The following is a 14,317-nucleotide window of genomic DNA, read 5'->3' as shown; positions in this document are numbered from 1 at the left end:
TGCGCGACGCAGGATTCGGCCTGTGGTGCTCGACGTACTTTCGTGCGACTGCGCTCCTCGCCAAATCCTGCGCTGCTCGTTACGCTTATCGACAGCCTGCGCGGGTTTGGCGCTCGTATGTGCTAGTCTGAATCAATCGCTTATCTCTGGAGAATGCAATGGGTCTGAAAGAGCAAATTACCGAAGACATGAAGGCGGCGATGCGCGCCAAGGATACGGCTAGGCTGGGTACGATCCGTCTGCTGACGGCGGCGATGAAGCAGAAGGAAGTCGATGAACGCGTCGAACTGACCGATGCGCTGGTGCTGGCGATCATCGACAAGATGGTCAAGCAGCGCAAGGATTCGATCAGCCAGTTCGAAGCCGGCGGTCGCCAGGATCTGGCCGATATCGAAAAGGCCGAGCTGGCCATTCTGTCGGCTTACATGCCTGCCGGCTTGTCCGACGATGAAATCAAGGCTGAAGTCCAGGCCGCCGTTGCCGCCACCGGCGCGGCCGGTCCGCAGGATATGGGCAAGGTCATGGGCGTGTTGAAACCAAAACTGGCCGGTCGCGCCGATATGACTGCGGTTTCCGCATTGGTCAAGGCGGCCCTGGCCTCTGCGTGATATTGCCGAATCGATAATATTCTGTGATTCCACAGTCGTTCATTCAGGATTTGCTCAACCGCGTCGATATAGTCGATGTGGTTGGACGTTATGTGCAACTCAAGAAGGGCGGCGCCAACTACATGGGCCTGTGCCCGTTCCATAACGAAAAGTCGCCGAGTTTTACGGTCAGCCCGACCAAGCAGTTTTATCACTGCTTCGGCTGCGGGGCGCATGGGACGGCTATCAGTTTCCTGATTGAATATTCCGGCCTGGGCTTTGTCGACGCCGTGAAGGACCTCGCCCAAGGCGTGGGCATGGTGGTGCCGGACAACGACGACCGCATCCCGCCGGCACAGCGCGCCGAGCAGCACGCCAAGAGCATGGCCTTGTCGGATGCGATGACGGCGGCATGCGATTTTTATCGCCAGCAGTTACGCGGCGCGCCGGATGCCGTGGCGTATTTGAAGGGGCGCGGCCTGACCGGCGAAATCGCCGCCAGATTCGGCCTCGGCTATTCGCCGGACGAGTGGGACAGCCTGCGCAAGGTGTTTCCGGATTATGACGTGCCGGCCTTGGTTGAGGCCGGTCTGGTGATCGACAAGAGTGATGAAGACGGCGGGCAGCGCATGGGTCGCAAGCGCTACGACCGGTTTCGTCATCGGGTGATGTTTCCGATCCGCAATACCAAGGGCCAGGTTATCGGCTTCGGCGGCCGCGTCATGGATGGCGGCGAGCCGAAGTACTTGAACTCTCCGGAAACGCCGCTATTTCAAAAGGGTAGCGAGTTGTACGGCTTGTTCGAAGCGCGCCAGGCGATCCGTGAAGCGGGTTACGTGCTGGTGACGGAAGGTTATATGGATGTGGTGGCGCTGGCGCAGCTAGGGTTCCCGCATGCGGTGGCCACGCTGGGCACCGCATGTACGCCGATCCACGTGCAAAAGCTGTTGCGCCAGACCGATCAGGTAGTGTTCAGCTTCGACGGCGATTCGGCCGGACGGCGCGCGGCGCGGCGGGCACTGGATGCCTGTCTGGTGCATGCGTCGGACAACAAGATCATCAAGTTCCTGTTCTTGCCGACCGAGCACGATCCTGACAGCTATGTGCGCGAAATGGGCGCTGAAGCGTTTGAACAGCAGGTGCAGGACGCCATGCCGTTGTCGCAGTTCCTGATCAAGGAAGTGGTCGGCGAGAACGATATGAGTACGCCGGAAGGCCGTGCCCGTGCGTTGTTCGACGCCAAGCCGATGCTGCAGGCCTTGCCGCCTTCGGCGTTGCGGCTGCAGATTGTGCGCAGCCTGGCGCAGGTGACGCAGAGCACGTCGACCGAGATCGAAACGCTGTTCGAGCTGGAGAGGCCGATCTCTCAGGCGCGCCGGGCGCCGCCTCGTTCCAAGCGCATGGCGCCGGTCGGGCTGGAGCGTCAGATCGTGCGTCTGCTGGTGGCGCATCCGGCGCTGGCGGCCGAGTTGGATGACGCGGCTTTACAGGCGATCGGCGACCACGCGCCGGATCATGCGCAAATGGTGTCGCAACTGGTCGAGGCATGCCGCAGCATGGGCGAGCAAGCCAATTTCGCCAATCTGGTCGAGCTTTTACGCGATGCCGGGGCGGATTTTGAAAGCCTGATTGCCGAAATCGCGGCCGAAACCGAATCGGAGTCTGAATTCGATGTCGTCAGGCAAGAAATGGCCGGCGCGGTGCGCCAGATCAGAATGCGTCAGGTCGCGGACGAAATGGAGCAATTGCTGACCGGCGGCTTGAAAGACGAAGCCGCGCAAAGCCGTTATCGTGAACTGATGCAGCGAAAAGAACATCTGAAACGCCTCAACGGCGCCGAATTCGGGTGATTTGACGCAGGAAGAGCGCCTGATCGGTGCCGGATGTTATGCAGGATCAGCTTGATCTCGGGGAAAAACACCCTATATATGATATAATCTAGGGCTTTAATTCCGCCGCGAAATGATTTTGGCGGGCAGAAAAAGATTCATTGAACCATCGGTCCATAGGGCAATTTACAGCGAATAAGCTATTGCGTGGACAAAAAAAGCAGGGGATGAAAGATTCAGGAACGTTGCGCGGGCAGTCCGTGTCTGTTTGATATGGGTTGCATGAAGTACATGGTTTGATTGGCGCAATGAGTGTAACTCACTTGGCAGTTGATTCTATGGCAAATGCAATGAAGAAAACCGCAAAAACTCCGACACCTTCCGCAAAAAGCACCAAGACGAGTGCGGCCATCAAGCCGGCCGGCAAGACGCCCCCTGTGACACGATCGGTCCCTAAGAAAACAACTGCTGCCAAGCCTTCTGGTAAGGTAGCAGCAACAGCAGTAAAGGCGGTAAAGTCGCCAGTGAAAGCTGCATTGGCAGCGACGGCGAAAAAATCCGGTGCCAAAGCTGCTCCCACGGCGGTTCGCGCTGCAGCGCCAAAAGTCACCAAAGCGGTAACTGAAGCGACTGTAACGCCACCGAAGAAGAACTTATCTCAAGCCAGCGTCAAGCCGGCTTCTGTGCAATCGAAAGCTTCTGTGACAACCAAGAAACCTGAATCGAAAATCGCCAAGCCTGCCGCCAAAGCAGTCAAGAGCGAAGCCAAAGACGTCAGCGTCATGATCGCGCCTGGCGTGAGCCAGACGACCGACGCCGCAACGCTGGCCGCCATCGACACGTCCGGCTATATCCTGCCGTCCGTGAAGGTGCCGGGCCGTCGCGGTCGCAAACCGAAAGAATTCCAGCCGGAGAATGATGAAATCGCCGCGCTGAATGCGGTCGAGCGCGCTGAGCTCAAGGCCGTCGACAAAGCCAAGGCCAAGGACCGCAAGGCCAAGGAAAAGGCATTGCTGAAAGACGCGTTCTCGTCGGATACCGAAGCGACCGAAGAAGAGCTCGAGCGTCGCCGCCAAAAGCTCAAGACCCTGATCAAACAGGGTAAGGAGCGCGGCTTCCTGACCTTCTCCGAAATCAACGACCACTTGCCGGAAAACATCGTCGATCCGGAAGCGATCGAAGGCATCATCGGCACCTTCAATGACATGGGCATCGCCGTGTACGAACACGCGCCCGATGCCGAGACATTGCTGCTGTCCGACAATGTCGCCAACGTCGCCAGCGACGACGACGCCGAAGCTGCCGCCGAAGCCGCGCTGTCCACGGTCGATTCCGATTTCGGCCGCACCACTGACCCGGTGCGCATGTACATGCGCGAAATGGGTTCGGTCGAGCTGCTGACCCGCGAAGGCGAAATCGAAATCGCCAAGCGCATCGAAGACGGCCTGAAGGACATGATCCAGGCGATCTCGGCTTGCCCGACCACGATCGCCGAAATCCTCGTCGCCGCGGACAAGATCTCCAAGGATGAAATCAAGGTCGACGAAATCGTCGACGGCCTGGTCGATCTGAGCGAAAGCGAAGTCGTCGTCGCCGTCGCCGCTTCCGATGAGGAAGACGACGAAGATGACGAGGAAGAAGACGAAGAAGAGGAAGAAGAAAACGAAAACAGCGGTTCCGGCGCGGCAGGTTTTTCCGCCGAACAGTTGGAGCAGTTGAAGCGCGACGCACTCGGCAAGTTCGCCACCATTTCGACCCAGTTCGACAACATGCGCAAGGCCTTCGAAAAGGAAGGCTACAACTCCAAGCCTTACGTCAAGGCGCAGGAAATCATTTCCAACGAGTTGCTGGGTATCCGTTTCACCGCCAAGGTCGTTGAAAAACTGTGCGACACGCTGCGTGCGCAAGTCGACGAAGTGCGCCAGATCGAGCGTCAGATTCTCGACGTCGCCGTCAACAAGTGCAACATGCCGCGGGCTCACTTCATCAAGGTTTTCCCTGGCAACGAAATCAACCTGGACTGGGTTGACGGCGAAGTCAGCGCCAACCACGACTACAGTACAGTGCTGAGCCGCAACGTGCCTGCGATCAAGGAGCTGCAGCAAAAGCTGATCGACCTGCAAGCGCGCGTCGTGCTGCCGCTGCCCGACCTGCGCGGCATCAACAAGAAGATGGGCGCCGGCGAGAAGAAGGCGCGCATGGCCAAGCGTGAAATGACCGAGGCCAACCTGCGTCTCGTGATTTCGATCGCCAAGAAATACACCAACCGCGGTTTGCAATTCCTCGACCTGATCCAGGAAGGCAACATCGGCCTGATGAAGGCAGTGGACAAGTTCGAATATCGTCGCGGCTACAAGTTCTCGACCTATGCGACGTGGTGGATTCGTCAGGCTATTACGCGTTCCATCGCCGACCAGGCGCGCACCATCCGTATTCCGGTGCACATGATCGAAACCATCAACAAGATGAACCGCATCTCGCGTCAGATCCTGCAGGAAACCGGTGCGGAACCTGATCCAGCGACGCTGGCCATCAAGATGGAAATGCCGGAAGACAAGATTCGCAAGATCATGAAGATCGCCAAGGAACCGATCTCGATGGAAACGCCGATCGGCGACGACGACGATTCACATCTGGGCGACTTCATCGAAGACAACAACACATTGGCCCCGGCCGATGCGGCGTTGCACGCTTCGATGCGCGGCGTGGTCAAGGACATCCTCGATTCGCTGACTCCACGCGAAGCCAAGGTGCTGCGCATGCGTTTCGGCATTGAAATGTCGACCGACCACACACTGGAAGAAGTCGGCAAGCAATTCGACGTCACGCGCGAGCGCATCCGTCAAATAGAGGCAAAAGCGCTGCGCAAGCTGCGCCACCCATCACGCTCCGACAAGTTGAAGAGCTTCCTGGAGGGTAACTAAGTCAGTCCGGGTTCATCCCGGCCCGGCTCAGGCCCCCTAGCTCATGCTTGGTTAGAGCAGCGGACTCATAATCCGTTGCTGAAAATTAATAAGCTTCGTAAGATATTGATTTTGCGAGGCTTTTAATTTTTAGTGACGAGAAAAATATATTTTGCTACATCTATGCTACATGAGGTTTTGTTGTAAAATGTTATCTTTGGCCCCCTAGCTCATGCTTGGTTAGAGCAGCGGACTCATCAGTAAGGTGACTTGCATCAGAAATGATGTTTGAAAAATTGGGTTAATTCAGGGAAACCTAAACCTCTTAGAGGCATGGCAATCCTGAGCCAAGCCAAAACTACAGTTTTGGAAGGTGCAGAGACTAGCGGAGAGGTTTAGTCCTCTTAATAACCGCCTAGAACGCCCGACACCTGACCAAGCTCATGTATGTGAGCGTTGAAGGTGGTGAGATAGTCCAGCGAATGGGGAAACTCATGCAAAGCTGAATCCGTTGGTGCCGTGTTCGACTCACGGGGGGGCCACCATATTTTCCAAAAAGCTCCCGAGGGAGCTTTTTGCATTTATAACTTCCGATTCCACTTTACTGATTCCAGGAAATCAACTGGCATTTTTATTAAGCAGATGATGAATGTCGGAACGTCCGGAAACTGCGTGTTGATTACCTCATCCCCTCCTTAATATTGAATCCCCATTTGCTGTTTGCGGTAGAAATTTGCACGAGGCGGGAGAACGCCAAATTGTGTTAGCTTACTGATTTCTCTAGATAGGCTGTGTATGCGAAAGAACTTAGCCATCGTGGTCGGAATTACGGACTATATTGAATCAGAAATGCAGTTACCTGCATGCGAAAAAGACGTTCATATCATGCAAAACCTGCTGCGAAGAGGCGAGCGTTTTGATGAAATCATTGTTATCCCCTCGACCGATTCACAAAGCCTCAAGGCGACCATTGCGAGCACTGTGCAGCGCTTTCAGCACGACGATATAGATGACCTCCTATTTTATTTCACGGGGCACGGGGAGTTCGTTGAGGAAGACTTCAATTATCTTTTAAGAGATTTTGATGAGTCACGCAGTGCTCAAACGTCACTCTCAAATTCCGAACTTGATAACATGTTAAAAAGCCTGGAGCCAGGAGTTTTGATCAAGGTCGTCGACGCTTGTTATTCCGGAATGCCATATATCAAGGATGGGTCAGATTTTTCTGAATATATAAATAACTCGTCGAAGGGACTTTTCCCAAAATGCTATTTTATGTTCAGCTCCGAGAGTGACCAAAAGTCATATGCGTCTGAAGACGGTAGTGATTTTACGAAAGCGTTCGCTAGGGCCGTGGTCGAATGTCAGTCAACGGTAATTCGTTATAAAGACGTAATCGATTTTTTATCAGATTCGTTCAATGGACACCGCAGGCAGAAACCACTATTTGTAACCCAAGCTAGTTTTACCGAGATCTTTGGTAGTTACTCTTCTGAGAGCAAAAAACAAATTAGCGAACTGACAGAAAAAATGGATATCGAAAAAAAGCCAATAGGCGAGTCAGATAATAAGGTCGAATCGGAAATCGCTACTCCAAGCGTGTCGTCGCTCATATCCTTGGTTCAGAGTGACGCTATGAATTATGTGTCGCGTGAGGCAGGATTTGATTTTATCGGACGGTTAAAATCGTTGCTGGACTTGTCGCCACTTGATTCTGAAGTTGGCGATTTGTACGGCATAAAAAAGGAATTTGTTAATAAGTATTCCTTTCTTCCTAACCAGCGATTGTTAGGTGGTTGGTTGTCGGAAAATCTGGCCGGTGAGTATTTCGCTTCTCCAGACTATGAAATGGAAAGCTATGAGGTTGATAGCTCGTGGAGCAGCTTTATGGGTCTAACAGGACAGGAACCAAGAAAGATAACTAAGACGCGGAGAGTAATCTCCGGAATTGAAACAAATGTTTCAGACTTACCGTTTATCGGATTTTCGCTAATTTTAGAACCCCGTTATCCGAACCTTTTGCAATATGGGGGATGGTTAACATACGTAATCTCAAAAACGACCATACAAGTTTTTTCATGCATGGTTGAATATCAAGAAACATCTTGGGGTGAGTATAAAGATTCGGCGACAACCAAATGGAATCGCGCTGAGTTTCAATTGATAGACTCAGGAGCGGTTAGTGCCATTGTCAAAAATTTTTATGTCGAGTTATCGAGCTGGGCAACTGAGCGTATTCAAAATCGTTTGAATAAATTTAAGCCAGATTAGAAATTCCGCTTCAGTCATTGATACAAAAAGCCGTTTAATTTATTCAGCCTTATTTAACTGGGGCGCAATATCGACACGTGCCGTCCAGCGCTGTTCGAAATTTGGCGTTGGATGGTTTGCCTTACTCAATACCTTGTCGATGGCTATAGTCTGTTCTCGCACGAGTGCCACGACATACATCTGAATATCTGGGCTAAGAACCTGTCCAATGACTCCTTGGCATAGGCCCATCAATAGCCATTCCAACTGAAGAATAGGCCCCTCCTGGCGTTGAACAGCCAGCCACCACGCTGCAATTGTACCGATGATCAAATCATCAATCGTCGCGATTTCAAGTAATTGAGATGAGTTCTCGGAGGGCCTGTCGTACTGGGGCTGCGCCGCGTCAAATCGGGTGTGAATGTAACTAAGCCAAACGGGATGGCCAAATCCTTGTTGACCAATCGGGACAGCATCTAGATTGACTCGCCACTGAGGCGCGAGCAATCCGTCAAATAGCCCTTGTATTTTCATCTCGAAACTTAGTCCAAATTGCCCTTTGGGCGGGGGCATTAGTGCATGCAAATAATCTTCGCAAGTTTTTGCGTCACCGCTTAGTACCATCCACAATGGTTCGTCATTAGGACCATGTTCATACACCCCCTGCGTCCCAGGAAAAAGCGCATTCATAGACTGTAACGTCAAATCGTTAGGCGATTGTTGTCCGGTCTCGTAGTTCTGCCGTCGAATATCATTCAAGCAATCCTTGTATAGATCCGCTAGACGGTCACCATGTTCGTGAATCATTGTCTGCAGTAACGCCGCAGGTATGGGTAAATCTTGATCGCTACCTACGAACCAAGCGCGGAAGCTATTTGAACTGCCATCAGGCAAACCAGCATCTGCCAATGCAGTTGCAAACCACGTTTTAACCCGAAGACTTTCTAGCTCCGAAGGTTTAATTAGCGGGGTACTCCGACCGCGACTTGAGGCTGTTAGTGGCCCAACTTCTTTTGACGTTCCTGTCATATCTGTCCTGTTTTTCCTCAATCCGCTTGAAGCAGTGATTTCTGTCGATCTCGATTTTAAGTGAAATTCATTTTTCACTGGAGACGCGGAGATGAAAAAGGGACTGCTTTCACTCAATGATTGACAAATAAATCCAGGATAATTTTTTATTTGTCAATGTGAGCTATTTCAGAATTCGCGCCGAGAAAAAACCTGGATTTCGCTATTGTGATTACACAATCAACGCGAAGGAACTGAAATGAAGAAATGGATTGTCTTTTACATAGAAGCTGGCAGTACGGAGGAGCTCCCCATGGGGGTGACTGCTGAAAACAAAGAGGAAGCCGAAAAGCGTGCCATTGACGCTATCGAGGATATGCATTTTGTTGAAGGAGTGACGACAGAATTTGAACTTACCACGATGCATCAAATTGCGAATGACGCCGACCTCTATCACGCGATGTGGAATCCAGACGCGTGGATTAAATGCCGAGGAGATTAATAATATGGAAAACACACTAAACAATGAAGTAAATCCAGACACCTACTTGGACGATCTGGTCGAATCAATGGAAGTCATGAGTAAGGTCAAAGCTGATGATGTGATTGAAAAATTGAGTCAGAGCTCTAAAGTAAAAAAGAAGGGGCCTTCATTGGAACTTCAATATGCTCGGATGGTGGAAACGGACGTAAATTTTGCAATTGCAAAACGTGGGGAGGACGTAATTCCCTACCAATGGCAAGGGAGCTATTGGAAAGCAATCAGCGAACATGAAGGGCAACAAAAAGCTTTTAAGTGGCTGGAGTATTTTTCGCCCGAGAATGCCACCGCTCGATTGGCTACGTATTGCCATCGGTCGAGCTTGTTCAATGCCAATATCCTTGCATCAAATGGCGCCGACAATATTGTTCCTATGACGGATTGTTACGTCATCATCGCTGATGACGGCAATCTGACGGTAGTGCCAACTGATCGGTCATATGGCATGACGTATCAGATCGGGGCTAAATTGAATGCGCCTATGGGAATTTACCAACCGCCGTCATTGCCAGAGACAAGCTATTTCTCTCAGTTCTTGAATACGTCACTCCCTGACCCCAAGGTTCGCGAATTGGTGCAGCAATATTGTGGATATACGCTTCTGCGTGACACTCGTTTCCAAGTTGCGCAAGTATGGTGTGGACAAGGGAGTAATGGGAAATCCGTTTTGTTGAAAATCATGCAGACGTTGCATCAGAAAACCGCCGCCATTCGTCTCGATAAAATGGAACAGTTTGGATTGGCATCGATTATGGACGCATCGTTAGCGGTGTCAGCAGAGACTCCAAAATCGGGCATCAATGAACAGGTATTAAAAGCTTGTATTACATCTGATCCAGTAGTGTTGGAATACAAAGGACGGAATGAGTTTACTTATCGCCCCACCGCTAAGTGGATCGTGGCTTGTAATCGCTTCCCACGTATTCAGGATGAAACAGACGGGGTGTTTCGTCGTCTTCAAATTATCGATTGGACTGTGCAGTTCAATGGCAGTAGGAAAATTGATCGTCTTGATGACTTAATTGTCCAGGATGAATTGGAGCACGTTGTCAATTGGTGCTTGGATGGACTTCAGCGCTTGTTGAGAAACGGAGGGTTCATCGTTCCTGAATCTGTCGCTGCGAATACCCAAAACCAACGTGAAAGCAGTAATACCGTATTAATGTTTTCGCAGGATTACTTTATCAATTACAGCAAAGATGGCCAGACGAAGGCTAAGAATTCCATCTTTAAAGCCTATCAGGATTACTGCGAAGAACAAGGGCATATGCCCTGCGGCACATCAGAATTCTGGTCACGTATTTATCTTGTATTTCCGCAATTGAAAGAAATGAAAAAGCGTGTGAACGGAAAACAAATGCGTCACGTCAATTTGATTTTCGACGCGGCACCAACTGATGTCAGTAACTAAATCGAAAAGGTATCTCGAATACGAAATATATAAACAACTAACTAGAAAAGGAGTATCACCATGGAAAAAGAGGATTTAATCTGCCAGGCAATTCTTGAAAAGCGTGTTATCAGTTTTTATTACGACGGACACCATCGGAAAATTGAACCGCACGTCTACGGCGTATGTAAGGGGAACTACCAGCTTTTTGGCTATCAAGTAGAGGGGAAAAGTAACAGTGACAAACCGTTGGGTTGGCGGCGTTTTGACGTGGCGGAGATTGCATATCTCCGAATTACGGAAGTCGAATTTCCTGATAGCCGTCTGAATTCAAATCTGAAAAATTGGGATCGCCCCATTGCCATTATTGACTGATGAAAACCAATACTATAATGCCGCTTGACACGGCATTTTATGTGTCTTAATCATCACCGGCTTAACCCATGACTTCTTGCGGGCCGGATTTGGAATTGCTTCTCATAGTAATGTTCAAGTGTTTTTGTAAGGTCAAAAATATTATCCGAAGCAAGGTAGGTTATTTTTCCATCTTCAGATACATTCATAATAATTCCTCCGCTACTTGAGCTGCTACCAACATCAAATAGCCGCTTCAACAAGCGAAGATAATCTTGGAATTGTTCACCCGAATATCCAATCGGCATATTCTTCGTTTTGTCACCTATAACTATTTTTGCTACGCCAGACAGCATTCCTCGAATGAAGGTGCCTTCGTCAAAGGGTTGGCAGTTTAAGTCAGCTACTCCCAAATACGGTTTAACAAACAGACCTGCGTTTCCTTGGTCATTGAGATAGCCGCAAGCTAGGAAATGGCTCATGAACGAGATTTCTTTTAGATGAGAGAAATCTGACTTGAATATTTCTTCAGCGAGTCGATGAGATTTTTTTATCTCTTTCTCGTCCAGTTTTCCCTCTGTTCTTTTAAATTCGATCAGGAAGTTTTTCCCACCCAGCGACGCAAATACATCGCCAATCCATTTGTCTGCCGGTGTCTGCTGAAATAGGTTTAACGAAATTGGCGGGACAGGATTGCCGACTGTATGTTGAGTGCCAAGCACAAAACCGAGAGTGTATATAAATGTGCCGATATAAGTGTTTTCGTATGCGCGATCCATTTTTTCCTTGTTCTTCTGAGGCGGGTGAGACACCTCTGAGGCAACTCGATTATTTTACCCGCCTCAGTCAATACCCTGTTTCTTATTGGCTTTGCGATGAGTGAGACAGGTGAGGCAGGTCAATTTCAAGTTCTAACATAAGAAAAAATATAAATACAGTACATGTATATATAGTGCGGCGGCATGTCGACATTCGGGTGCCTCACCTGCCTCAGCGAGCTGGATGCCAATAGCCATCTGGGTTCTAGGTGAGGCAGGCAATCTTATGCGGTTGCCTCAGAGGTGTCTCACCTGACTCATTCAGAAAACAATGCGGCGTGATTATCGATCCGTTCATCTAATTTCCCTACCTTTCATCTAAGCATGCCGCTCTGAGCCCGGTTGTTACGGTAGGGGTAATCAAGCCGACGTACAAGGAACTAGATTGGAAGGACTGGGAGAGTTCCGTACTACGTCGAAGGTCGCCGCGCATGTAGCGTAGACGCTGAACCGTAGGATATGATCTCCCCTTCGGCGAAGGGTATGTCGGTTTTAAATATGATAGTACGCAAAATTCACAATGACTGCCTGTACCAAAAATGACTTCGCCCGCCACCTTGTAAAACGTATTTGCAATGCCCGTATCCACTCCCATACGAAAGCTGTTTACAGGAGATAGCATGAAAACTGATTGGAATCAGATTCGGAGAATGATGAATGCAGCAATTGATACTTGCGAGAAAATTGAGAAGCTTGGTTACACAGAACAGCACCGAAATCTCAATGCTGTTGTGAACGGACAGAAAGTTAGCCTTCACGATTTCATGGTTAGCGCGTGGACGTACCCCGAAATTGTTCGTTATCAAATAATCCGGCAACGTCACGAGAAAGGAGTAAATCTTCCTTATATTCCTGAGTCAGCTCGGATTTTGACTGCAATGGCTTCTGCTTGTGCGGAGTTAATCGGAGCTTCTGAAGAAGCTCCAGCGCAAGATGCGATTAAAAATTTAACCGACTGGTATGCCAATCATCTTGTTTCGAGCCTGCAACAGGCAATAGATCCTACTGACTGATACGTTTCAGTAGGACCGCTATCGGCCAGAAGCGGACATCTGTATTTTTTAGCACTCACAAAGATAAGATCAAAATGCTACTCAAATGTGCGACTAGATTGCTCTTTCTGATTTTTTTCTTTCCCATGTCTTCGGCATTTGCTTTTTCGGACGAGACGATCGCTGCTTGTTCCAAATCGGGAGAGCCGGACTATCTAGCGCGCTACGAAGATTACGACAATACTTGTTCGAGGATGCAGTTAGATGAGTTGAATTCAGAGATGACCACCGTCTACGATTTACTTATGAGAGAGTTGGACAATCCAGATTGCTGTGACTCTAGAGATATACAAAGCGCAAAGATGAATGCAGTCGAATCTCAAAAGAACTGGCTTGCATATCGAAAAGCTGAGTGCGATGGCAACGCGGAGACCATTTCGAATGGCACACTAACACGTCGTTTTTACCTGGATTGCATGCTGGCCCTTACAGGGCGGCGGATTAACGATTTGATGTATTGGGGCGCAGTGTATTTGGGCGAGAAATATAAGCGAAAGACGACGTGGCCATTGCCTGATGAAGCCAGGTAACAGTCGTTTTACTTGCTTTTCGGCGTCCGCAATCGGCCAATAACGGACTAACAACAAACAAAAAGAAGGGGTTTCTGAAGATGGAACATTTTGCTTATTCTTTATGGCGAATTGCGGGTTGGATTATTCCAGTGTTGTGGCTAGGAGCAGCTTGGCTGTCGTGGTCAAATAGTTTGAAGAGTGTTGCTGTTCTGTTTTTCTGCGCGTTCCTTTTTTCAACAATTTGGAATTTTCTATTCCTCCCAAATGGCGCATTGCCCGGCCAACCGTTAACTATCAATCCAGTTACCGTTTTTTATGACGATGCACCATTAGGATTTCTTCTCTCTTGCTACTTACCTGTGCTCGCGAATGTATCCCTTGTTAGTGCGATTGCTCTACTCATAATTCGCAAATCTAACTGACGTCCGCAACCGGCCAGAAGCGGACTTCTACAATTACTAAGCGATACATATTAAGAAAAATGAACACAAAAAATCTTTGTCGCTACATAGTCTTACTTTTTTCCACATTGTTCCTCATACATACGAATGTTTGGGCTGAGCAAGACGGATGTGATGGGCCTTTAGGGCAAGGCGCTCTTTGTACAGGTCAAATCGCCAGTGCTGATAGAGAAGAATATACGCAGCTTCTAGAGGAGGCCTATTCAAGGCTATGGTCTTTAATTTCTAATGAAACAACCGCGCCGGAAATGGATAAACGCATTCTTTCTTCGTTTGAATCATTTCACGAGGCATGGAAAAAATATCATGTCGAAGAATGTGCTTTAACTGGTGCTTTGTCGATGGGAGCATCTATATGGCAGTCAACATATAGTGTTAGATGCGAAGCTACAGTGCTTTATGAACGATTCGAAAAAATGAATGCCGCGTTGAAATGCATGGAGCACACCGAAAAGATAAATAGAGCATATGACGGAACGGTTTGTCTCTATCCCTTACTTATATTGTCCAGGCAAATCTTTGAACCACAAGCCCGCTGACATGAACGTCAGCAAGCGGCCAGAAGCCGCCATAAGCATCCGTCTGAACTAATGAAAAGCATGGCACGATACG

At 49.4% G+C, this 14,317-nt stretch carries 13 protein-coding genes; 10 read left to right on the top strand and 3 right to left on the bottom strand.

The genetic code is table 11. The features are described 5' to 3' along the window. The first annotated feature begins 158 nt into the window (after positions 1-158). Together RV1423_RS09345 and dnaG are read left to right on the top strand one after the other, a co-directional pair. A complete protein-coding gene (locus RV1423_RS09345; protein WP_034295741.1) occupies positions 159-608 on the top strand; it encodes a GatB/YqeY domain-containing protein in 450 nt (149 codons plus the stop codon). Positions 609-631: 23 nt separating this feature from the next. After that, positions 632-2,437, top strand: a complete 1,806-nt coding sequence (gene dnaG, locus RV1423_RS09340) for a DNA primase (protein ID WP_034295739.1) — start codon at positions 632-634, stop codon at positions 2,435-2,437. Positions 2,438-2,735: 298 nt separating this feature from the next. Here dnaG and RV1423_RS30610 read toward each other — a convergent pair whose 3' ends face one another. Continuing rightward, positions 2,736-2,984 carry a hypothetical protein gene (locus RV1423_RS30610; protein WP_231502138.1) on the bottom strand — a complete coding sequence of 83 codons (249 nt, stop codon included), beginning with the start codon at positions 2,982-2,984 and terminating at the stop codon, positions 2,736-2,738. A gap of 133 nt (positions 2,985-3,117) precedes the next feature. On the opposite strand from RV1423_RS30610, the gene rpoD reads away from it, so the two are divergent. Both rpoD and RV1423_RS09330 read left to right on the top strand, forming a co-directional pair. Then, positions 3,118-5,340 (top strand): RNA polymerase sigma factor RpoD, encoded by a 2,223-nt coding sequence (rpoD, locus tag RV1423_RS09335; protein WP_231502136.1) that lies wholly within the window; start codon positions 3,118-3,120, stop codon positions 5,338-5,340. Between the two features lie 774 nt (positions 5,341-6,114). Next, positions 6,115-7,590 (top strand): caspase family protein, encoded by a 1,476-nt coding sequence (locus RV1423_RS09330; protein ID WP_081768760.1) that lies wholly within the window; start codon positions 6,115-6,117, stop codon positions 7,588-7,590. A 39-nt stretch (positions 7,591-7,629) separates the two neighbouring features. Here the strand turns inward: RV1423_RS09330 and RV1423_RS09325 are convergent, their stop codons facing one another. Continuing rightward, positions 7,630-8,676: a hypothetical protein gene (locus RV1423_RS09325; protein ID WP_155835061.1), complete on the bottom strand. Its 1,047-nt coding sequence runs from the start codon at positions 8,674-8,676 to the stop codon at positions 7,630-7,632. A 160-nt stretch (positions 8,677-8,836) separates the two neighbouring features. Here RV1423_RS09325 and RV1423_RS29775 point away from each other — a divergent pair, with 160 nt between their 5' ends. The 3 genes from RV1423_RS29775 to RV1423_RS09310 are packed head-to-tail and all read left to right on the top strand — an operon-like array spanning position 8,837 to position 10,883. Then, positions 8,837-9,079, top strand: a complete 243-nt coding sequence (locus tag RV1423_RS29775) for a hypothetical protein (protein ID WP_034295730.1) — start codon at positions 8,837-8,839, stop codon at positions 9,077-9,079. A 4-nt stretch (positions 9,080-9,083) separates the two neighbouring features. Continuing rightward, entirely contained in the window at positions 9,084-10,529 is a 1,446-nt protein-coding gene (locus tag RV1423_RS09315) for a phage/plasmid primase, P4 family (RefSeq protein ID WP_034295728.1), read from the top strand. Between the two features lie 60 nt (positions 10,530-10,589). Next, entirely contained in the window at positions 10,590-10,883 is a 294-nt protein-coding gene (locus RV1423_RS09310) for a hypothetical protein (RefSeq protein ID WP_051516584.1), read from the top strand. A 53-nt stretch (positions 10,884-10,936) separates the two neighbouring features. On the opposite strand, the gene RV1423_RS28480 is transcribed toward RV1423_RS09310, so the two are convergent. After that, entirely contained in the window at positions 10,937-11,641 is a 705-nt protein-coding gene (locus RV1423_RS28480; RefSeq protein WP_051516583.1) for a hypothetical protein, read from the bottom strand. Positions 11,642-12,300: 659 nt separating this feature from the next. Here RV1423_RS28480 and RV1423_RS09300 point away from each other — a divergent pair. The 3 genes from RV1423_RS09300 (at position 12,301) to RV1423_RS29770 (ending at position 14,244) form a co-directional block, all read left to right on the top strand. Further along, the gene (locus RV1423_RS09300) at positions 12,301-12,693 is read left to right on the top strand and encodes a hypothetical protein (protein WP_034295724.1); all 393 of its coding nucleotides are present in this window, start codon (positions 12,301-12,303) and stop codon (positions 12,691-12,693) included. 74 nt (positions 12,694-12,767) lie between these two features. After that, the gene (locus RV1423_RS09295; RefSeq protein WP_034295721.1) at positions 12,768-13,262 is read left to right on the top strand and encodes a lysozyme inhibitor LprI family protein; all 495 of its coding nucleotides are present in this window, start codon (positions 12,768-12,770) and stop codon (positions 13,260-13,262) included. A gap of 463 nt (positions 13,263-13,725) precedes the next feature. After that, positions 13,726-14,244, top strand: coding sequence for a DUF1311 domain-containing protein (locus RV1423_RS29770; protein WP_155835060.1), 519 nt, complete (start codon positions 13,726-13,728; stop codon positions 14,242-14,244). The last annotated feature ends 73 nt before the right edge of the window (positions 14,245-14,317 follow it).

Origin of the sequence: Herbaspirillum sp. RV1423 (assembly GCF_000577615.1) — a bacterium.
Taxonomy (GTDB): Bacteria; Pseudomonadota; Gammaproteobacteria; order Burkholderiales; family Burkholderiaceae_D; genus Herbaspirillum.
The sequence above is the reverse complement of the archived record's forward strand: the minus strand, read 5'-3'. Positions and strand labels throughout refer to the sequence as shown.